Annotated in this window: 23 protein-coding genes; 16 read left to right on the forward strand and 7 right to left on the reverse strand. The window is 74.2% G+C overall.

The genetic code is table 11. The features are described 5' to 3' along the window. The first annotated feature begins 199 nt into the window (after positions 1–199). The 5 genes from AC2A1K_RS13830 to AC2A1K_RS13850 all read left to right on the forward strand — a co-directional run bounded on the left by AC2A1K_RS13830 (position 200) and on the right by AC2A1K_RS13850 (position 4,190). Positions 200–658, forward strand: a complete 459-nt coding sequence (locus AC2A1K_RS13830; protein ID WP_483896878.1) for a group II truncated hemoglobin — start codon at positions 200–202, stop codon at positions 656–658. Positions 659–1,506: 848 nt separating this feature from the next. Further along, complete coding sequence (locus tag AC2A1K_RS13835; RefSeq protein WP_483896879.1) at positions 1,507–2,175, forward strand: hypothetical protein; 669 nt, start codon at positions 1,507–1,509, stop codon at positions 2,173–2,175. A 173-nt stretch (positions 2,176–2,348) separates the two neighbouring features. Further along, the gene (locus AC2A1K_RS13840) at positions 2,349–3,251 is read left to right on the forward strand and encodes a helix-turn-helix transcriptional regulator (RefSeq protein ID WP_483896880.1); all 903 of its coding nucleotides are present in this window, start codon (positions 2,349–2,351) and stop codon (positions 3,249–3,251) included. A gap of 76 nt (positions 3,252–3,327) precedes the next feature. Continuing rightward, positions 3,328–3,600: a hypothetical protein gene (locus AC2A1K_RS13845; RefSeq protein ID WP_483896881.1), complete on the forward strand. Its 273-nt coding sequence runs from the start codon at positions 3,328–3,330 to the stop codon at positions 3,598–3,600. A gap of 182 nt (positions 3,601–3,782) precedes the next feature. Continuing rightward, entirely contained in the window at positions 3,783–4,190 is a 408-nt protein-coding gene (locus AC2A1K_RS13850) for a hypothetical protein (protein ID WP_483896882.1), read from the forward strand. Here AC2A1K_RS13850 and AC2A1K_RS13855 read toward each other — a convergent pair. The 7 genes from AC2A1K_RS13855 to AC2A1K_RS13885 form a co-directional block, all read right to left on the reverse strand. Continuing rightward, the gene (locus AC2A1K_RS13855; protein WP_483896883.1) at positions 4,160–4,852 is read right to left on the reverse strand and encodes a DUF899 domain-containing protein; all 693 of its coding nucleotides are present in this window, start codon (positions 4,850–4,852) and stop codon (positions 4,160–4,162) included. The two genes, AC2A1K_RS13850 and AC2A1K_RS13855, sit on opposite strands and share 31 nt — an antisense overlap. A 218-nt stretch (positions 4,853–5,070) precedes the next feature. Then, positions 5,071–5,508, reverse strand: a complete 438-nt coding sequence (locus AC2A1K_RS13860) for an OsmC family peroxiredoxin (RefSeq protein WP_483896884.1) — start codon at positions 5,506–5,508, stop codon at positions 5,071–5,073. A 29-nt stretch (positions 5,509–5,537) separates the two neighbouring features. Then, positions 5,538–6,017 carry a MarR family winged helix-turn-helix transcriptional regulator gene (locus AC2A1K_RS13865; RefSeq protein WP_483896885.1) on the reverse strand — a complete coding sequence of 160 codons (480 nt, stop codon included), beginning with the start codon at positions 6,015–6,017 and terminating at the stop codon, positions 5,538–5,540. 37 nt (positions 6,018–6,054) lie between these two features. Continuing rightward, a complete protein-coding gene (locus AC2A1K_RS13870) occupies positions 6,055–6,330 on the reverse strand; it encodes a GlsB/YeaQ/YmgE family stress response membrane protein (RefSeq protein ID WP_483896886.1) in 276 nt (91 codons plus the stop codon). 107 nt (positions 6,331–6,437) lie between these two features. Continuing rightward, complete coding sequence (locus AC2A1K_RS13875; RefSeq protein ID WP_483896887.1) at positions 6,438–7,388, reverse strand: sucrase ferredoxin; 951 nt, start codon at positions 7,386–7,388, stop codon at positions 6,438–6,440. Between the two features lie 65 nt (positions 7,389–7,453). Then, positions 7,454–8,731, reverse strand: coding sequence for a cupin domain-containing protein (locus tag AC2A1K_RS13880; RefSeq protein ID WP_483896888.1), 1,278 nt, complete (start codon positions 8,729–8,731; stop codon positions 7,454–7,456). Between the two features lie 5 nt (positions 8,732–8,736). Then, entirely contained in the window at positions 8,737–9,090 is a 354-nt protein-coding gene (locus AC2A1K_RS13885) for a hypothetical protein (RefSeq protein ID WP_483896889.1), read from the reverse strand. Positions 9,091–9,258: 168 nt separating this feature from the next. Here AC2A1K_RS13885 and AC2A1K_RS13890 point away from each other — a divergent pair, with 168 nt between their 5' ends. From AC2A1K_RS13890 to AC2A1K_RS13940, 11 genes are all read left to right on the forward strand, one after another. Then, positions 9,259–10,029 (forward strand): phosphoglyceromutase, encoded by a 771-nt coding sequence (locus tag AC2A1K_RS13890; protein ID WP_483896890.1) that lies wholly within the window; start codon positions 9,259–9,261, stop codon positions 10,027–10,029. A 141-nt stretch (positions 10,030–10,170) separates the two neighbouring features. Continuing rightward, complete coding sequence (locus tag AC2A1K_RS13895; protein ID WP_483896891.1) at positions 10,171–11,430, forward strand: sensor histidine kinase; 1,260 nt, start codon at positions 10,171–10,173, stop codon at positions 11,428–11,430. Next, positions 11,427–12,146 (forward strand): response regulator, encoded by a 720-nt coding sequence (locus tag AC2A1K_RS13900; RefSeq protein WP_483896892.1) that lies wholly within the window; start codon positions 11,427–11,429, stop codon positions 12,144–12,146. The genes AC2A1K_RS13895 and AC2A1K_RS13900 overlap by 4 nt, the downstream gene beginning before the upstream one ends. 22 nt (positions 12,147–12,168) lie before the next feature. After that, positions 12,169–13,161, forward strand: coding sequence for a Ppx/GppA phosphatase family protein (locus AC2A1K_RS13905; RefSeq protein ID WP_483896893.1), 993 nt, complete (start codon positions 12,169–12,171; stop codon positions 13,159–13,161). Positions 13,162–13,166: 5 nt separating this feature from the next. After that, on the forward strand, positions 13,167–14,462 hold the full coding sequence (locus AC2A1K_RS13910; RefSeq protein WP_483896894.1) for a hypothetical protein: 1,296 nt from the start codon (positions 13,167–13,169) through the stop codon (positions 14,460–14,462). Positions 14,463–14,537: 75 nt separating this feature from the next. Next, on the forward strand, positions 14,538–15,290 hold the full coding sequence (locus AC2A1K_RS13915; protein WP_483896902.1) for a sugar phosphate isomerase/epimerase family protein: 753 nt from the start codon (positions 14,538–14,540) through the stop codon (positions 15,288–15,290). A 22-nt stretch (positions 15,291–15,312) separates the two neighbouring features. Continuing rightward, entirely contained in the window at positions 15,313–16,152 is an 840-nt protein-coding gene (gene proC, locus AC2A1K_RS13920; RefSeq protein WP_483896895.1) for a pyrroline-5-carboxylate reductase, read from the forward strand. A gap of 347 nt (positions 16,153–16,499) precedes the next feature. Further along, positions 16,500–16,673, forward strand: coding sequence for a helix-turn-helix domain-containing protein (locus tag AC2A1K_RS13925; protein WP_274234950.1), 174 nt, complete (start codon positions 16,500–16,502; stop codon positions 16,671–16,673). A gap of 126 nt (positions 16,674–16,799) precedes the next feature. Further along, positions 16,800–16,901 (forward strand): 30S ribosomal protein bS22, encoded by a 102-nt coding sequence (locus AC2A1K_RS13930; protein ID WP_010241351.1) that lies wholly within the window; start codon positions 16,800–16,802, stop codon positions 16,899–16,901. 65 nt (positions 16,902–16,966) lie between these two features. Then, the gene (locus AC2A1K_RS13935; protein ID WP_483896896.1) at positions 16,967–18,019 is read left to right on the forward strand and encodes an NAD-dependent epimerase/dehydratase family protein; all 1,053 of its coding nucleotides are present in this window, start codon (positions 16,967–16,969) and stop codon (positions 18,017–18,019) included. A 55-nt stretch (positions 18,020–18,074) separates the two neighbouring features. Continuing rightward, complete coding sequence (locus AC2A1K_RS13940; protein WP_483896897.1) at positions 18,075–19,136, forward strand: lysophospholipid acyltransferase family protein; 1,062 nt, start codon at positions 18,075–18,077, stop codon at positions 19,134–19,136. Positions 19,137–19,414 lie beyond the last annotated feature (278 nt).

Raw genomic sequence — 19,414 nt, forward strand, 5'->3', positions numbered from 1 at the left:
CCGCCCGCACGACCGCAAGCGCCAGTTGACAGCACCCGCGCCCGCCAGCGTGGACAGGGGCGCTTGCACCCGCACGAGCAGCCCGGCAGGGCAGAGCCCGCGCCGCCGAGGGAGAGACCCCGAGCCGGACCCGTGCGAGTTCATAAGCCCGCAACCCAGACGCTAGCCGCTCTGCCAGCGGCGTGATTACAGTGTTGCGATGACTCCGACCCTGTACGAGTGGGCGGGTGAGCGAGTGGCGTTCCGTCGCTTGATCGACGCCTTCTACGATCGCGTGGAGAAGGACGACCTCCTCGGCCCGCTGTTCCCGGGCGGCGTCTCCGAGGAGCACCGAGCCCACGTGACGCTGTGGTGGGTCGAAGTGTTCGGCGGCCCCGCGGACTACACCGCCGAGCTGGGCGGCTATCCCCGCATGCTCGCCCACCACCGCGAACTCAGGATCACCATCGAGCAGCGACGACGGTTCGTCGAGACGATGAGCCGGGCCGCCGACGACGCGGAGCTGCCCGACGACCCGGAGTTCCGCGCGGCCTTCCTCGGCTACGTCGAGTGGGGCACCCGCCTGGCAATGCACAACTCCCACGCGAACCCCGACATCGTCGAAGAGGCACCCGTCCCACGCTGGGGCTGGGGAGTGGCGCCGCCCTACCAGCCCTAGCTCCGACTCCGCGTCCTCGAACGCGAGAGACGCAACCCGTGACAGCTGACAGCGATGGCTGACAGCAGCGGGGCCACACCGGGGGAGACCTGGACAGTCACCGAGCAGGGTGACGTCCAGGCGAACGGCCCTCGTGAACCCCGGCCAAGCGCCTGGCAGTGTGACGGTTGCTAGTCGGTCAGGGTCAGCGTCAACCGGAGCTTGCCGACGCGCCACGCGGCCCCACCACGACACACAAGCCGAAGTGCGACGGCTCCCATCCTGGATTTCCGCAGGTACGAGGCGTGCGGCGCGCAATCCTCCGAGGTCTTGCGCAAGGATCTTCGTGCTCGTGAACAGGCCCCGGCGTAGGGTCGTCTCCACCCGCGGGGACCGCCTGGGCGCCGCCCCGTTCCTGCGCAGCGTTTCGAGAACGTGTTCGCCGGAGCCGAACGACGCCGTTGACCGGCCCGTCCGGACGAGGATCGTCCGGACCCTGGTCCGCGAACGGTGCCGCTCGCCGGCTCCCGAGCGAGGTCAGCGGTCCCGCCTCGTGCCACTCCCCCGCGGCCGAGGCGGGATCGTCAGTACGGCACGTCGATCCGAGGACGGCCCCTCGCGCGCGAGAGCGGCGACCGCGCCGGCCCCGGGGCCGCCCGGATCCGTCGAGAGCTCGCGTGGCGACGGCACGGATCGGTCGAGGTGGCTCGCGAGAAGGACGCCGTGCTCCGCGAGCGCCTGTCCGGGTTGCGCCCGGACGGCGGGGCCGACCGATCGTGGTCCTGGGAGCGTCGAGGGACTACGGTCGTGGAGTGGGGCGCCACGAAGTAGCGGTGCAGACGCCTCTGAGCGCGCGCGTGCGAGCCGAGGTGAGGGCGTCGCGCGCGCTGAGGGTCCGTGCCGAGGACCGGGCCCGCCAGCAGAAGAGGTACGCGGCGACCATCCAGGGGCGCGCACGCCTGCAACGCTGCCGGGCCGTGAACGCCTGGCCCGCCGCACACGGGCTTGCCTCCGTCGCCGGCACGTCGACGTACGAGGACGTCCTCGGGCTCGTCCTCGAGGCGGCCACGTCGCTGTACGACGGGTGCCGGTCGGTCAGCCTGACCAGCATCGACCAGCTCTCCGGCGATCACTGCTCGTACAGCACGGCGGCATCCACCGGCGACTCGAGCGTCGTCGACGCGGCGCAGTACTGGCTCGACGAGGGCCCCTGCATCGACGCCGCGGAGATGGACCTGGTCGCGTCGGTGCGGGCGGACGACCTCGCGAGCGCCGAGGGCGCGCGGTTCTGGCCGCGCTTCTCCGAGGCCGCCGGGGCGTTGGGGGTGCGGTCGTCGCTGTCGATCTCGCTGCCCTGGAGCGCGTTCCGCGTCGGCCTGCAGGCCGAGCAGCACGCGGTCGGCGCCATCAACTTCTACGGCGCCGAGGCCCACGCCTTCGACCGCTCTGAGATCCAGGCGGCCATGCTCGGCGCCTGGGTCGGCTCGGTCCTGAGTGGCCGAAAGCCTGCCGAGGTCTACGAGGGCACTCCGGCCTGATTCGAAGCCGACGCCGCGCCGACGCGGGGTGGACGAGCGCAAGTTGCTCGTCCACGGTACCCAGAATGCGCTCAGTGGATACCACTCGGGGCGAGGGGGGAATACCTTCCAGAACGATGGACCTGCGCCTGAGACCAGTCTCCCGGCGTCACGTGAGGACCGACGATCCCGAGGTGGCGGCGGAGCACCAGCGCGCCTACGCACGCTTCCGCCACGAGCCGATCCCGCGGGAGGGCTTCGCCTTCGACCTCGCCGGCGCCTTCGCCGGGCGCCTCGGGGTCAGCCGGATGCGGCACACCGGGCGGTTCCGCGCCTGGGCCGAGCCGCCCGGGGCGCTGATCGTCATGGAGGTGCGCGGCGGGGGCCTGTGGGTCACCGACCAGGGTCGCGACGTCGCGGCGCGGGTGATGCTGGCGCCGCACTGGTCGCCGCACTCCGCGGGGTGGGACACCGTCGATCTGCGGATGACGACGCTCGACCTCGACGAGGTCGCCCGGGTCGGCGCCGAGATCTCGGGACTCGAGCCGTCCGGGGTGATGTTCGGGACGATGACGCCGCGGTCGGCGGCGCTCGCGCGCTACTGGACGGATCTTGTCGACCACGTCGACCGGTCGCTGCTCGCCCACGACGAGCTGATGGAGCTGCCGCTGATGCACGCCGAGGCGTTGCGCCAGCTGGTGGCCGGCGTGCTCGCCGTCTTCCCCAACAGCACCCTCGACCACCATCCGGAGCAGGACCGGGAGGCGGCCGAGCCGGCCACGGTCCGCCGCGCCATCGAGTTCATGGACGCCCACGCGCACGAGGACGTCAGCCTCGCTCAGATCGCGGAGGCCGCCCGGATGGGCCCACGCGGGTTGCAGGCGGCGTTCCGCCGCCACCGCGAGCAGTCCCCGCTGGACTACCTGCGACGGGCGCGGATGGAGCGGGCGCACCACGACCTGCAGGTCGGCGACCCCACCCGTGGCGACACCGTGGGCGGCATCGCCGCGCGCTGGGGGTTCGCCAACGCCGGGCGGTTCGCCGTCGACTACCGGCGGACCTACGGTCACTCCCCGAGCGACACGCTACGTCGCTGAGCAGGGTGCTTCCCGCTCCCCGGCCGGTGGTGACGATCGATGGCCACGATCCGGGTTCAACCGCGAGCCGCATATCGTGACCACTCTCCGTGGGGGACCGATACGGCTCGAACGCGACCTCTGGGACGTCCTCGCCGACGCCCGCCCTGACCGGCCCGACGTCCGCCCCGATGACCGGCCCGACGTCCGCCCCGATGACCGGCCCGACGACCCTGCCGAGACGCGGACCGCGTTCTCGGAGTGGCTCGGCGACCGCGATCTCGAGCAGCTCGCGGCGGTGGCCCGCATCGCGCGCTTCACGGGTGGCACGTTCGGCCGTCGTCTGCGGGCGGACCGGCGGGGGGAGTAGTCTGTAGACGCGGAGCGCACGGACTGCTCACTTGACGAGCCCCTTCCGAGGGAGGACCGTCACAGTCGGGCCGTGAGCACGTCTCGCAGCCCGGCGCGGCCGGTGGTCGATGCCCGGGCCCCGTCGGTCGCCCTCCCCCCGCGTGACCGACGGGGTTTCGCCGCGCTCGTACCGTGGCGTGCGTGGAGCCGCTCGGGATGCCCGTCGCCGCCGTCACGGTGACGGCCGCGCTCGCCGCCGCAGGGCTCGCCACCACGATGCTCCTCGTGGGCCCGGGCGGTCTCGGGGCCGCGCTGACGGTCGCGCTCACGGCCGTGCAGGTCGCGCTCCTGCTCGTCGTGCGTCGCGGCGCCCTGCGGGCGCGGCAGTTCCTGCTCGCGTGGTCGGGCCAGGCCGGCCTGACCTACCTCGTCGCCGGTGACCCGGGAGTTGAGTCCGCGCTGGTGTACCTGGGCGTCGGGCTGGTGTTCGCCGCCGTCGTCGTCGCGGGGCTGGCCCTGTGGCGACCGGAGCCGGACGTGGAACCGGGGCCGGGGCCGGACGGGCGCGGCGGTGGCACTCAGCCCCTCCCGGTGGCCGACGGCGACTGATCGGCCGTCCCGTACTCGTCGTGGCGGCGCCACCAGACGTACGGGTCGGACCGCGGCGTGCCCGCCGGCGAGTCCTCCCAGGCCTCCTGGCGCCCGAACGGCGTGATGTCGAGGAACGACCAGACGCTCCCGAGCTTCTCGACGCCGCGACCGTCGACCAGGTAGGTGCGGTAGACGTCGTCGCCGTCGCGCAGGAAGACGTTGAGGGCGAAGCCCCCGCCGAGGCCCAGGTCGGTGTCGAGGTCGCTGCCGGCCGCCGAGTACCAGGGCACGGTCCATCCCATGCGCGCCCGGTAGGGCAGCGTCTCCTCCAGGGGGCCCGAGCTGATCACCGCCCGGGTCACGTCGCGCGCCGCGAGGTGGGCGGCGTGGCCGAACTGGTCGACGAACATCGAGCACCCCTCGCACGGGCTCGCCGGGTCCGACCACATGAACTTGTAGGCCACGAGCTGGCGGCGGCCCTCGAAGGCCTCGACCAGGCGGACGGGACCGTCCATGCCCTGCAGGACGTAGTCGCGCTCGAGGCGCACCATCGGCATCCGGCGCCGCGCCGCGGCCAGCGCGTCGTTCGCGCGGGTCGCCTCCTTCTCGCGCACGAGCAGCTCCTGGCGGGCCTGCTCCCACTCGGCGGCGGAGACGACGGGGCGCGCGCTGAGGTCCACGCCGTCGATCCTAAGTCAGGACTCTTTAGTCCTGTCAAGGTCGAGGCGCGAGAGTGTCGGAGACGACGGAGGGGGAGGACGAGGGCCTCGGCCTGGACGAGGTGCTCCTGCAGGGCGTCGCGTGCGCGCAGCGCAGGTACTCGCCGGCTCCCCGGGCTCGACGACGGGCCGACGTCGGGCACGCCGTCACGGTAGCCGCGGCCCCCGACGGGCCCGGCTCACTTCCCGAGCGAGGCGTCCAGCGTGATCGTGGTGCCCGCTAGCGCCTTGGAGACCGGGCAGGTCTGCTCGGCGGTCTTCGCGAGCTCCTGGAACCTCGCCTCGTCGACACCGTCGACGTCGGCGCGCAGCGTGATGGCGATGCCGCTGATCTCGAAGCCACCGCCCTCGGCCGGGGCGAGGGTGACCTCGGCGCTGACGTCGATGGAGTTCGCGGTGAGGTTCTCGCCGCCGAGCACGCCGGAGAGGTTCATGGCCAGGCACGAGGAGTGCGCCGCGGCGATGAGCTCCTCGGGGCTGGTCTGGCCGTTGGGGTCCTCGGCGCGGGTCGGGAACGAGACGTTGAACTGGCCGGCGTTGGACGAGTCCAGGGTCACGTGACCCGTGCCGTCCTGCAGACCGCCTTCCCAGTGCGTGGTCGCGTCGCGGCTCGGCATCGTCGCCTCCTGGGGCTTCGGAGTGGGTGTCAGCTGACGGACGACTCCCCGTCGACGCCGCGGAAGGCGATCGTCGAGGCGGTGAGGGTCCGGAGGAGCACGATGAGCTCGCGGCGCTCGCGGTCGTCGAGACCGAGGGCGCAGCCGATCGTGGTGGGCACGTGGGCGACCCGCTCGCGCAGCGCGCGACCGGTGCCGGTCAGGTGCACCGTGACCGTGCGCTCGTCGTGGGGATCGCGACGCCGCTCGACGAACCCGGCACCCTCCAGCCGCTTGAGCAGCGGCGAGACGGTGCCGTAGTCGAGCGCCAGCGCGGCACCGACGTCCCGGACCGTCCGCGGCTCGGACTCCCAGAGGATCAGGAGGACCAGGTACTGCGGGTAGGTCAGCCCCAGCTCCGAGAGCAAGGGGCGGTAGACGTCGGTGACCGCGCGGGACGCCGAGTAGAGCGCGAAGCAGGCCTGCTCCGAGAGGAGCAGGTCGTCCTGCGTGCCCTCGTCGGTGCTCACGCCACCGAACCTAGTGCACGATTTAATCGTGCACTAGCTAGCGCTGCACCTTCTTCCGTCCCGTCACCTTGTTGTAGACCACCAGCAGGATGATCGCGAAGATGATCGAGCCGATCCAGCCCACGGGGTTGGACAGCGTGATCTGGCCGGTGAACAGCGAGAACACGAGGCCGCCGACGACCGAGCCGAGGATGCCGAGGCCGATGGTCGCCAGGATGCCGATGTTGTCCTTGCCGGGGACCAGCGCGCGGGCGATGAAGCCGACGACGAGGCCGAAGACGATCCAGCCGAGGATCGCGAAGAGGGTGCTCATGTGAGCTGCTCCGTTCCGGGAGTGCTTGCCGTGCAGCGGCCACCTTCCCGCGTATACACAGCCTCAACCAGTGTTGCGGCCAAGCGTTTCGAGCGTTCTCCTTCGGTTCACACGACCGTGCTGGTCACGCCCACCCCGGCCGGCGCGCCGACCCCGGCCGCGAGGTCGACGAGATCGAACACGCGCATCGACGCCGCGCGCCCGGCCGAGCAGGTCAGCGGGGTGGGTGAGGCGACCCACCGCTCGCGCACGACGACCGTCACCGGCCCGCGCTCCGGGCCACCGTCGAGACGGACCGCCGTCGAGCCGTCGTCGTGCCCCTCGACGTCGAGCACGCGCAGCGCGTCCACGCGGGGTTCCTGGAGGATCAGCCGCGCATGGTGCTGGGCCGCCTGGGCCGGTGGGGTGAGGAACGAGCGCCCGCGGACCCAGATCGTGTCGACCTCGCCCGCGTCGTAGCGCTCGACGACGGCGACCGCCTCGGGGGCGGGCACGCGGCCGAGCACCAGGCCGTGGGGGAGCAGGACGACGTTGGCGGCGAAGCGGTCGCCGCCGGTGTGGGTGGTCTCCCACGTGCGTTCCGGGTAGGTGCCCGCGAGCTCCGCGGCGACGGGGCGCCCGCGCATCGCGCAACACGCGTCGTGGCGCCCGTGCGCGCACACGAGGTAGACGGGCTCCGGTGACGGGGACGTCACCGCCTCGACGTCCGCCAGGGCCGCGGGCAGCTCCGCGGGCGAGCCGACCCGCCCCCAGCGCACCGACTCCGCGCCAGGGGTCGTGTCCACCAGCGCGAACCGGCCGCGGTCGGCGAGGGGCTCGCCGCGCAGCCGCGGGGGCCGGATCAGCTGGAAGCGCGCGCCGCGGGCGCGGCAGAACGCGTCGATCGCATCGACGACCTCCGGCGCGTAGCCGGCGTCGCCGAGCGCCTGGTGGCCCCACGGCCCGGGATGCTCGACGAGCAGCCAGCACCGGGCGGGCGGTGCCGTGGCGACGAACGGGTCGTCGCGGTCCCGGGCGGCGTCCGAACAGCGGAAGCCACCCGACTCGGTCGAGGTCATCTCCAAGTCATACCCCGCGCGGGCGCCGGTGGACACCCGTCGCGGGGCGCCGAGTGAGGGTGACCTCACTCGGGCACGAGAACGCCTTCCTTCAGCAGCCGCCGGACGACGACCGCGCCGTCCTCCGGGCTGAGTCCCGGCAGTTCCTGGGCGGTAGCCGGCCGACCCTCGAGCAGCCGCTCGCAGGCGGCCCGGGTGCCCGCGGGCAGGGTCAGGGTCCGGTCGGCGAGGTCCAGCACGACGCTCTCGTCGTCGCTCGCCGGCCGCAGCCGGTGATGCAGGCCGAGCCGCAGGCGCACGGACGTCGTCGCGTCCGCCGAGGTGGCTGCGGCCGCCTGGACGAGCGGGGCGACCGCCTCGGGACGGTTGCCCGTCCACGCACGGCGGCGCAGGCGCCGGGCGACGCCCTCGGCGCGTCCGGGATCCGGCGCGGCGAGGGTCTCGGCCAGGCGTGCGGCGATCGCGTCGACGTGCGGGGTGAGCGCCGCGGGGTCGGACGCCTCGATGCCCAGCGGCAGCGACCCGCGCAGCTCCGGGTCGGCGGTGAGCGCGTTGACCAGCGCGTCCACCACGGCCCAGCGGGTGAGGACGTGCACGCCGATCGTCAGGTGCGCGCTGACCTCGCCCTGGGCGGTCGCCGAGTGCAGGTAGCCGCGCGGGAGGTAGAGGGCGTCGCCGGGCTCGAGGACCTCGTCGATCAGCGGCTCCTCGGCGGCCCGGGCGGCCACGGCGTCGGCGTGGTCGTTCCAGGGCTGGGAGCGCAGCGGGTCAGGGTGCACGGGCGCGTGGACGTGCCAGCGCTTGGTGCCCGCGACCTGCAGGACGAAGACGTCGTGGACGTCGTAGTGGGCGGAGAAGCCCTGCGACGACGCCGGCGTGACGTAGGCGTTGGTCTGGGCGGGGTGCCCGAGCTCGGCCGCGAGCGCGGTGACGAGGTCGGCGACCGGGGCCCAGGTGCGGTGCACGCCCTGGAGCACGACGGTGTGGCCGTCGGCGAACAGCGCGGCCACGCGGTCGTCGTGGATCTGGTCGGCCACCTCGGCGCCGACCCCGCCCTCGCCGGTGAACTGGCGCGAGTCCACCACGGTGCCCTGCTTGGCGATCCGCAGGAACGGCGTGCGCAGCCCGCGCCGGGAGAGCAGCTCGTCGACGGCGCCGAGGTCGAAGAGGTCGCCGAAGGCCGGCGGGTGCTCTGCGTCCGCGTGCTTCGCGAGGTCCGCGGCCCGCGACAGGCGGGCCTCGCGGCCCCAGGCGGCCGCGGCGAACTCGTCGAGGTCTCCGGCGACGAGGCGCCGCAGCGCCGGGCGGTCCGGGGACCGCCCGGCGAACGACTCGGTCGTCACAGGCCTCAGGCTCCCCCGTCGGCGCCGCCGTCCGAGCCGCCACCGCGGGCGCCTCCGTCGGCCGGGCCGTGGGCGCCACCGTCGGCGCCGCCGCCGCGGGCGCCGCCGTCGGCCGGGCCGTGACCCGCGCCGTGGTCGGCGCTGCCGTCGGCCCCGCCGTCCGCACCGCCGTCCGCACCGCCGTCCGCACCGCCGTCCGCACCGCCGTCGGCGCCGCCGCCGCGGGCGCCGCCGTCGGCCGGGCCGTGACCCGCGCCGTGGTCGGCGCCGCCGTCCGCACCGCCGTCCGCACCGCCGTCGGAACCGCCGCCTGCCGCTCCGCCGTCGGCCGGGCCGTGGGTGATGTCGTCGTCGTTCACGTCGGTCTCCTGAAGAGTCGTGTCGACCCGGGAACGCCTCGGGTCGGGTGGTGGGTCGCGAGCAACCTGCTCCGACGAGGCAAGCCGTACCCGGCCCAGGGTGATCTCACGCGCGAGTGCCCCCGCTGGCGTGGTGCCGCCGCCGAGCCGCTGGCATCGTCTCTCGCCATGACCTCGGAGGGAACCGTCGGCACGCTCGTGCTCCTGCGCCACGGCCAGAGCGACTGGAACGAGAAGAACCTCTTCACCGGTTGGGTGGACGTCGCGCTCTCGCCGAAGGGCGAGCAGGAGGCCCGCCGCGGCGGCGAGCTGCTCGCGGACGCCGGCCTCCTGCCCGACCTGGTGCACACCTCGCTGCTGCGCCGCGCCATCAACACCGCGAACCTCGCCCTCGACGTCGCCGACCGCGGCTGGATCCCGGTGCGGCGGGACTGGCGCCTGAACGAGCGGCACTACGGCGCCCTCCAGGGCAAGGACAAGAAGCAGACGATGGAGGAGTACGGCGAGGAGCAGTTCCAGATCTGGCGTCGCTCGTACGACACCCCGCCGCCACCGATCGACCCCGGCGACCCGTACGCCCAGACCGGTGACCCCCGCTACGCCGACCTCGGCGACGCGATGCCGCGCACCGAGTGCCTCGCCGACGTGCTCGCCCGGCTCCTGCCCTACTGGCAGTCCGCGGTCGTCCCGGACCTGCGCGCCGGCCACACCGTGCTCGTCGCCGCGCACGGGAACTCCCTGCGTGCGGTGGTCAAGCACCTCGACGGCGTCGACGACGCCACGATCGCCGGGCTCAACATCCCGACCGGGATCCCGCTGCGCTACGACCTCGAGACCACCGCCGACGGTGACCTGCGCCCGACCGACCCGGGCGGGACCTACCTCGACCCCGAGGCCGCGAAGGACGCGATCGCCGCGGTCGCCAACCAGGGTCGATAGCTCTTCCGGGGGTGCTCGGAGGGCGGAGTCCCGAGTGTCGGTGAACGGGAGCCGAACGGCAGGCCAACCCTGTCGCTCGAACGCGTCGGACAGCTCACGAGGAGCGCACGGTCGGGGTCACGACGCCCCTACCATCGAGATGTGACCGTCCCCGTGCTGGTGGCCGTCGTCGTGGCCCTCGCGGCCGCGGCGATCGGTGCCGTCGCCGGGGCCGCCGTCGTGCGCTACCGGCGGGACGAACCGGTCCGCCAGCGTTCCCGTGGGGCGCGCGGCCCGACGGTGGCCGAGCTCCTGGCGCGGCTGGTGCGCCGCTCCCAGTCGGGCATCGCCGTGATCAACCGCTTCGGTGACGTCGTGCTCGCGAACGAGCGCGCCGAGGCCCTCGGTGCCGTGGCCGACGCGCGCCCCGACCCCCGGGTCGCGGCCGCCGCCGAGCGTGTCGTGGCCGGCGGCGAGCCCGCCGAGGTCGACCTCTCGCCGGCGACCCACCCGCCCGGCTCGACGCCGCAGACGATCGTCGCGCAGGTCCGCCCGCTCGGGGACGGCTTCGTCGTCGTGGACGCCACCGACACCTCGGCGGCGGTCCGGCTGGAAGCCGTACGGCGTGACTTCGTCGCCAACGTCGGCCACGAGCTCAAGACGCCGGTCGGGGCGCTCGCCGTGCTCGCCGAGGCCGTGCTCGACGCCGACGACCCGGACGAGGTCGCCCACTTCGCCACCCGCATCCTCAACGAGTCCCACCGCCTGGGCGCGCTGGTCACCGAGCTGATCGCGCTCTCGCGGCTGCAGGGCGCCGAACGGCTGCCCGAGCTCGTGCGGGTCGACGTCGACGAAGTGCTCACCGAGGCGCTCAAGCGGGTGCGGGTGCCCGCCGAGGCCGCGAGCGCCGCGGGAACCGAGGAGGCCCCCGACCCGCGCGAGCGCTTCCTGCTCGACGAGCCGAGCGGCCTCGAGGTCGCGGGCGACCGCACGCTGCTCGTCACCGCGCTGTCCAACCTGCTCGAGAACGCCGTGGCGTACTCGCCCGTCGGCACGCCGGTGTCGGTGCGCCGCCGCCGGCAGGGCGACCGCGTCGAGATCTCGGTGACCGACCGCGGCATCGGCATCGCTCCCGAGCACCAGCAGCGCGTGTTCGAGCGCTTCTTCCGCGTCGACCCCGCCCGCTCCCGCGCCACCGGCGGCACCGGGCTGGGGCTCGCCATCGTCAAGCACGTCGCCGCCAACCACGGCGGCGAGGTCCGGCTGTGGAGCCAGCCCGGCGTGGGGTCGACCTTCACGCTGCGGGTGCCGGCCACCCCCGCCGACGACGACAGCGACGCCGACCTCGACGCCGACCTGGCCCTCACCACGGCGGGGTCCGGACCGGACCCGGCCCCGTCCGCCACCGGAGGTTCCTCATGACCCGCGTGCTCATCGTGGAGGACGAGGAGTCCTTCGCCGACCCGCTGGCCTACCTGCTGCGCAAGGAGGGCTTCGAGACCTCGGTCGCGGGCACCGGTGCGGCGGCGCTCGCCGACTTCGAGCGCCACGGCGCCGACATCGTCCTGCTCGACCTCATGCTCCCCGGGATGAGCGGCACCGACGTCTGCAAGGCGCTGCGCCAGCGCTCGTCGGTGCCGGTGATCATGGTGACGGCACGCGACGCGGAGATCGACAAGGTGGTCGGCCTCGAGCTGGGTGCCGACGACTACGTCACCAAGCCCTACTCGGCCCGCGAGCTCATCGCGCGCGTGCGGGCGGTGCTGAGGCGCGGACAGGACGGCGAGGCCGAGGGCGGGGCGGGGAACGGCGTCACCGGCGAGCGCCAGCTCCTCGAGGCCGGCCCGATCCGCATGGACGTCGACCGCCACGTGGTGAGCGTGGAGTCCGAGGGGCGCAGCATCGAGGTGCCGCTGCCGCTCAAGGAGTTCGACCTCCTCGAGTACCTCCTGCGCAACGTCGGCCGGGTCCTCACCCGCGCCCAGCTCATCGACCGGGTCTGGGGCGCGGACTACGTCGGCGACACCAAGACCCTCGACGTCCACGTCAAGCGCCTGCGCGCGAAGCTCGAGCCCGAGCCGTCGGCGCCGCGGCACCTCGTCACGGTCCGGGGGCTGGGCTACAAACTGGACGCCTGAACCCACCGTTAGACTGCCGCCCGTGCGACTCGGGGTGCTGGACGTGGGGTCGAACACCGTTCACCTGCTGGTGGTGGACGCCCAGCGCGGAGGTCATCCGACGCCGACCCACTCCACCAAGACGGCGCTGCGTCTCGCCGAGCACCTCACCGGGGGCCGGCTCGAGGACGCGGGCGCCGACGCGCTGGTGGAAGCGACGGCGCAGGCGCGGGCGCAGGCCATCGAGCTGGGCTGCGAAGACCTGCTCGCGTTCGCGACGTCCGCGGTACGCGACGCCTCCAACTCGCCCGCCGTGCTCGAGCGCGTGCGCGAGGAGGCCGGGGTCGACCTGCAGGTCCTCTCGGGTCCCGACGAGGCGGCGCTGACGTTCCTCGCCGTCCGGCGCTGGCTGGGCTGGTCCGCGGGCCACCTGCTGGTGCTCGACATCGGCGGCGGCTCGCTGGAGATGGCGGTCGGGCGCGACGAGGCGCCGGTGCACGCGATCTCGGTGCCCCTGGGCGCCGGCCGGCTGACGCGCGACTGGTTCACCACCGACCCGCCGCAGCGCAGCGAGCTCAAGTCGCTCACCGAGTACGCCCACGAGGTGCTGGCCCCGGCCGCGAGTACGCTGCTCGGCGAGGGCGCGCCGGACCGCGCGGTGGTCACGTCCAAGACCTTTCGCTCGCTGGCCCGCCTCACCGGCGCCGCGCCGCGCAGCGCCGGCCCCCGGGTGCGGCGGCGGCTCAGCGCCGCGGGCCTGCGTCAGGTCGTGGCGTTCATCTCCCGCATGAGCTCGTCCGACCTCGCGGAGCTCGAGGGCGTGTCCGCCAGCCGCAGCCACCAGCTCGTGGCCGGCGCGATCGTCGCGCACGAGGCGATGACGGCACTGGGCCTCGAGGAGGTCGAGGTCTGCCCCTGGGCGCTGCGCGAGGGGATCATCCTCGGTCGTCTCGACCAGCTCCAGCCGGGCGGTGGGATGCTGTCGACCGACGGTCCCCTCGCGACTGGACGACCGACACTGCACGAGGCACGGTAGGTGGCGTGAACAGGGACGACGGGCCCCGACCAGGAACCCAGCGCAGTGTGGCCGAGCTGCTGGCGGCCTACAGCGCGGAGTCCCAGCAGGCCCGGCGCCGCCGCTCCGAGGAGCCGGCCGAGAGCGCCGCACCGGAGCCCTACCGCGCGCCCGAACCCGGTCCGTACGACACCTCCACGAACGGCGGGTACGACACCGGTGGAGGCACCGGGAGCTACGACACCGGCGGGTACACCGGGGGCTACGACACCGGCGGCTACGACACCGGGGGCTACGACACCGGCGGCTACGGCGCCTCCACCGCGTACCGGGCCGGGGGTCACGACGCCGGCGGGTACGGCGGGTACGGCGGGTACGGCGCAGGCCAGGGTTCCTACGGCACGAGCTACGACCCCTACGGCGCCGGCTACGACGGCCAGGGCTACGGCAACCCGACCTACGACGGTCAGGGCTACGGCGGCGGCTACGACGCGGGGCAGCAGTACCCGCCCCGCGACCCGTGGGCCGGTGCGCAGGCCCCGTCCGCGCCGCCGATGCCGCCGCCCGGACCCCCGCCCGGACCCCCGCCCGGCCCGCCCGCGCCCCCGCCGCCACCGCAGCAGGCTCCCCAGCAGACCGCGCCCCCGGTCACCGGCACCCGGGCGTTCGGTGGCCCGCCACGTCCCCCGGGGCCCCAGGCACCGCAGGGCCCGTTCCAGGGCGCCGGCCCGGGTGTGCCCGCCGCGCGCGTGGGCGACGGCGGCCCGTCCACCGCCGCCTCGCCGGCCCCGATGCCGCCGGGTGCACCTCCGCCCCGGGGCGGGCCCGCCGACGGCGGACCGCCGACCGCGGCGTCGGCGATGGCGCGTCCCGACCTCGACGACGACCTGCACGACGACGACCTCCGCGACGACGATCTCGACGACCGCAACGACGACGGGCCGGACGATGTCCCCGCGGGCCTCGGGCGTGCCCCCGGTCGCACGCGCTTCTCCGACGTCGACGCCGACGAGGACGAGGACGACGAGGACCTCGACGAGGAGCGCGAGGCGCCGCGCAGCGCGGCGCGCGACTGGGCGGTCATGATCGTGCAGCTCGTGCTCGGCGCGCTGCTCGGCGCCGTGCTGTGGACGGTCTTCTCCTACCTGTGGCAGGAGCAGCCGGTCATCGCGCTCGTGCTCGCCGCCGCCGCGACCACCGGGCTCGTGTTCGGGGTGCGCGCGCTGCGGCGCTCCGACGACCTGCAGACCACCGTGCTGGCGGTCGTCGTCGGACTGGTCGTGACGGTGTCCCCGGCCGCGATCGTGCTGTTGAGCCGCTGATCCGTGGCTTCCCGCCCGTCCCCCCGCGGGGGCCCGCCCGTCGCGCTGTCGACCGCGTCGGTGTTCCCCGAGGACATGGACTCCGCCTTCGAGATCGCCGCCGAGCTGGGCTACGACGGCGTCGAGCTCATGGTCTGGACCGACCCGGACAGCCAGCGGCTCGCGTCGGTCGCCCGCGCCTCGGAGCGCACCGGGATGCCGGTGCTCGCGGTGCACGCGCCGTGCCTCGCGATCACCCAGCGCGTGTGGACGCCGGACCCGGCCGAGCGCCTGCGCCGCAGCGCCGTGCTGGCCGCGAGCCTCGGTGCCGCCACCGTGGTGCTGCACCCGCCCTTCCGCTGGCAACGGCGCTACGCCCACGGGCTGACGCGTCAGGTCGACGAGCTCGAGCGCGCTCACGGCGTGCGCATCGCGATGGAGAACATGTTCCCGCTGCGCCGGGGGCGGCTGCGGTGGTCGAGCTACACCCCGGGCCACGACCCGACGCGTCCCGGTGCGCGCTGGTACACCCTGGACCTCTCCCACACCGCGACCGCCGGCGACGACGCCCTGCAGCTGCTCGAGCGCATGGGCGACCGCCTGGTGCACCTGCACCTCGGTGACGGCACCGGCCTCGACCGCGACGAGCACCTCGTTCCCGGACGCGGCACGCAACCGTGCGCCGAGGTGTGCCGGCGTCTCGGGGCCTCGGGCTTCGGCGGCACTGTCGTGGTCGAGATCAGCACCCGGCGGGCCCGCTCCCGCAACGAGCGGCTCGACGCGCTCGCCGAGTCGCTGCTGTTCGCGCGCCTGCACCTCGGCACCGACCTGCCCCGGTCTCCCGTCTGAGGGCTGGGGCAGGATCGCGGCCATGACGACGGTGGCCGTGCTGGGTGGCGGGAAGATCGGCGAGGCGCTGCTGGGCGGGCTGGTGTCCGCCGGGCGCGACCCCGGGTCGCTGCTGGTCGTCGAGACCGCCGCCGCCCGGGCCGCCGAGCTCACCGGCCGCTACGGGGTCGCGGGCGTCGACGCGCCCGAGGCCGCGCGCCGCGCCGACGTGCTCGTCGTGGCGGTCAAGCCGGCCGACGTGCCCGCCGCGCTCGACCAGGTCCGCGACGTCCTCGCGGAACGGGCCGACCGCCCGGCCGTGATCTCGCTGGCCGCGGGCATCCCCACGGCGGCGCTGGAGGCCCGGCTCCCCGCGGACACCGCGGTCGTGCGCGTCATGCCCAACACCCCGATGCTCGTCGGCCGCGCGATGTGTGTGCTCTCGCCCGGGGCCGCGGCGGGCGAGGCGGAGCTCGCGGCGGCCGAGGACCTGCTCGCGGCGGTCGGGCGCACGGTGCGGGTGCCGGAGGCGCAGCAGGACCTCGCGACCGCGCTGTCGGGCTCCGGGCCGGCGTACGTGTTCCTGCTCGTCGAGGCGATGATCGAGGCCGGGGTGACGCTGGGGCTGGCGCGCCCGGTGGCGACCGAGCTGGTGACCGCCACCGTCGAAGGCGCGGGCGGCCTGCTGACCACCCCGGGCAGCGACGGACGCGAGGGGGCGGCGCCGCATCCGGGCCTGCTGCGTGAGGCCGTGACCTCGCCCGGCGGCACCACGGCCGCCGCGCTCTCCTCGCTCGAGGCCGACGGGCTGCGCGCGGCGCTGGCTCGCGCGGTCACCGCCGCCCGCGACCGCTCGGTGGCGCTCGGCCAGCAGTACGGGTGACCGCCTGTACGGGTGGGCGCCTGTACGGGTGAGCGCCTGTACGGGTGAGCGCCAGGACGGGTGAGCGCGGCGGGCGACCGTAGGGCTCCGTTCGTCGTGACGAGATCGTGTCGGGTGGTCACGGCGTGGACGCTTGACGCGCCAGCCTGCACGGCCGCCGCACGAGCGGGTGAGGTCGAACCAGACGTCACACGCGTCCCGCTACCCTCACCCGCACAGCACGGCGTGTCGAACCGTCGGGAGGGGAAGCCCGGCGGCACGGCCTGTGCTCGAAAGGCGTGAGACCCATGCCCAACAACACGACGGGCCCCGGCCCGCGGCGGGCGGACGGAGACAACCTGGCGAGGGTGCAGTTCCTGACCGTCGCCGAGGTCGCCGCCGCCATGCGGGTGTCGAAGATGACCGTGTACCGGCTGGTGCACAACGGCGAGCTGCCTGCGGTCCGGGTGGGCCGCAGTTTCCGGGTGCCCGAGGACGCCGTCCACGAGTACCTGCGCGGCTCCTACTTCGACGCGGGATAGGCCGGCTGCGGCGAGACGATCGCCGCACCCTCCACACCGGCCGTCACGTCGACGGCCGGTACGGTGGTGTGTCTGCGACCGGACGGTCGCCTGCTGACATCAAGAGCGGTTCACGAGAGGTTTCCTATGGGTTCGGTCATCAAGAAGCGTCGCAAGCGGATGTCGAAGAAGAAGCACCGTAAGCTGCTGCGCAAGACCCGCGTGCAGCGTCGCAAGCTCGGCAAGTAGGGCCGGGCCCCGGCTCCTCGCCGGGAGGGCCCGCCCGTCCGCGAGACCGCAGGAGATGCCAGCTCATGTCGGAGGCGCCGTCCGTCGTTCTCGTCACCGGGGTCAGCCGCTTCCTGGGCGGCCACCTGGCGGCACGGCTCGCCGCCGACCCGTCGATCGAGCGGGTGCTCGGGGTCGACACGACGCCGCCGTCGCGCGAGATGCGGCGGCGGATGGGACGCGCGGAGTTCGTGCGGGTCGACATCCGCAACCCGCTGATCGGCAAGGTCATCTCCACGGCGAAGGTCGACACCGTCGTCCACGCGTCGCTCTCGGGCAACCCGGCGCACGCCGGCGGCCGCTCGATGATGATGGAGATGAACGTCATCGGGACGATGCAGCTCCTCGCCGCCTGCCAGCGTTCCGACACGGTGCGGCGCCTGGTGGTCAAGTCCACGAGCGCCGTCTACGGCGCGAGTCGGCGTGACCCCGCCACGTTCACCGAGACCACCGAGCCCAAGGCCATCCCGCCCGGTGGCTACGCCAAGGACGCCGTCGAGATCGAGGGCTACGTCCGGAGCTTCTCGCGGCGGCGTCCCGACATCCCGGTGACGACGCTGCGGTTCGTCAACCTCATCGGGCCGCGGATCGACACGTCCTTCGTCCGGTACTTCTCCCTGCCGGTGGTACCGGTGGTGATGGGCTACGACGCCCGGGTGCAGCTGCTGCACGAGGAGGACGCGGTCGCGGTGCTCGAGCGGGCGGCGGCGCAGGACCTTCCCGGTGTGTTCAACGTCGGCGCGGCCGGGGTGCTGATGCTCTCCCAGGCCATCCGCCGCGCGGGCCGGATCCCGCTGCCGGTCCCGCAGCCCGCGGTGCCGCTCGTCGGGCGCTTCACCCGGCGTGCCCGGCTCGTGGACTTCTCGCCCGAGCAGCTGCGCCTGCTGAACTTCGGCCGTGTCGTCGACACGACGAAGCTGCAGGAGGAGTTCGGCTTCACCCCGCGCTGGACGACGGTCCAGGCGTTCGACGACTTCGTGGCCGGGCGCAACCTGCGCCCGGTGATCGACCCGGCGACGTGGGGCCGGGCCCAGGACGCGGCGCTCGCCGTGGCCCGTGCCCTGCCTTCCGGCGCCTGACCGGCCCGCCCGACCCGACCGCTCGTCCGCTCCGCGTTCCACCAGAGGTGACGTCATGCCCGAGGCCCGGGTGATCCCGCTGCGCTCCGACGGCGGACGCCCGCGACCCCGCCCGCGCCCCGCGCCGCGACGGGCGAGCCGCCCGGGCGTGGGGTCCCTGCAGGAACGCACCGCGGCCGCGCGGGGCGTGGAGCCGGGCGAGACGGGGGACGGAGTCGTGGACGCCGTCGACACCGGCGGCGAGCTCGCCGCCCTGCCGGCACCCGAAGGCCCCAGCGACCTCGAGGCGCGCGTCGCCGAGGTCGGCGAGTTCCTCCAGCGGCGCGTCACCGGCCGCTACACCGTCGACGACTTCGGCTTCGACCGCGACCTCACCGAGCACGTCGTGATGCCGCTCCTGCGCCCGCTCTACGAGCACTGGTTCCGGGTCGAGACCATCGGCACCGAGAACGTGCCGCTCTCCGGCGGCGCGCTGCTGGTGGCCAACCACTCCGGCACGCTGCCCCTCGACGCCCTCATGACCACGGTCGCGGCCCACGACGACCTGCCGGTGCCCCGCCACCTGCGGATGCTCGCCGCGGACCTCGTCTTCGGCCTGCCGGGCGTCGGCGCCGCCGCGCGCAAGGCGGGGCACACGCTGGCCTGCAACGCCGACGCCGAGGCCCTGCTGTCGTCCGGCGAGCTCGTCGGCGTCTGGCCCGAAGGGTTCAAGGGCATCGGCAAGGACTTCGCCGACCGCTACAAGCTGCAGCGGTTCGGGCGGGGTGGCTTCGTCTCGGCGGCACTGCGCTGCGGCGTGCCGATCGTGCCCTGCTCGATCGTCGGCGCCGAGGAGATCTACCCGAAGATCGGCGACCTCGGGCCGCTCGCCCGCCTGCTGGGCCTCCCGTACTTCCCGATCACCCCGACCTGGCCGCTGCTGGGGCCGCTCGGCCTCGTGCCGCTGCCCTCGAAGTGGTACATCGAGTTCGGCGAGCCGATCCCCACCGACGCCTACGAGCCGGGCGCGGCCGACGACCCGATGCTGGTGTTCAACCTGACCGACCAGGTGCGCGAGAACATCCAGCAGACCCTCTACCGCCTGCTCGCGGGTCGCCGGAACGCATTCCTCGGCTAGCTAGGGCGTGTCTCCCACGTCGTGAGCCGGCCCGGCTCACGATCCCGGTGTGGGTCGTGGACCGGCGGAGTCGTCCTGGCGGCGATCCAGCTCTGACTCCGACCTACTGCGGCGACGCGCCCTGGTCTTCTCCGGTGCGGGCCTCGTTGTCGGGGGTGGCGCTAGTCTGGGGTTGTGTTCGAACAGGTGTTCGCATCGTTGCCGGAGGGTGTCGCCACCACCCCGCCCGGTGCGGCGTTGGGCGCCCTGCTCGAGCAGGTCGACCCCCGTCAGGTGTC

The organism is Actinomycetospora sp. 2LY8.5 (genome assembly GCF_057180585.1).

Coding starts and splice junctions, on each gene's coding strand:
- AC2A1K_RS13870 (WP_483896886.1), bottom strand. CDS start 6,330: ATGAGCACCCTCTTCGCGATCCTCGGCTGGATCGTCTTCGGCCTCGTC.
- AC2A1K_RS13940 (WP_483896897.1), top strand. CDS start 18,075: ATGCCCGAGGCCCGGGTGATCCCGCTGCGCTCCGACGGCGGACGCCCG.
- proC (WP_483896895.1), top strand. CDS start 15,313: ATGACGACGGTGGCCGTGCTGGGTGGCGGGAAGATCGGCGAGGCGCTG.
- AC2A1K_RS13915 (WP_483896902.1), top strand. CDS start 14,538: ATGGACTCCGCCTTCGAGATCGCCGCCGAGCTGGGCTACGACGGCGTC.
- AC2A1K_RS13860 (WP_483896884.1), bottom strand. CDS start 5,508: ATGCCGAGCCGCGACGCGACCACGCACTGGGAAGGCGGTCTGCAGGAC.
- AC2A1K_RS13890 (WP_483896890.1), top strand. CDS start 9,259: ATGACCTCGGAGGGAACCGTCGGCACGCTCGTGCTCCTGCGCCACGGC.
- AC2A1K_RS13830 (WP_483896878.1), top strand. CDS start 200: ATGACTCCGACCCTGTACGAGTGGGCGGGTGAGCGAGTGGCGTTCCGT.
- AC2A1K_RS13930 (WP_010241351.1), top strand. CDS start 16,800: ATGGGTTCGGTCATCAAGAAGCGTCGCAAGCGGATGTCGAAGAAGAAG.
- AC2A1K_RS13900 (WP_483896892.1), top strand. CDS start 11,427: ATGACCCGCGTGCTCATCGTGGAGGACGAGGAGTCCTTCGCCGACCCG.
- AC2A1K_RS13875 (WP_483896887.1), bottom strand. CDS start 7,388: ATGACCTCGACCGAGTCGGGTGGCTTCCGCTGTTCGGACGCCGCCCGG.
- AC2A1K_RS13935 (WP_483896896.1), top strand. CDS start 16,967: ATGTCGGAGGCGCCGTCCGTCGTTCTCGTCACCGGGGTCAGCCGCTTC.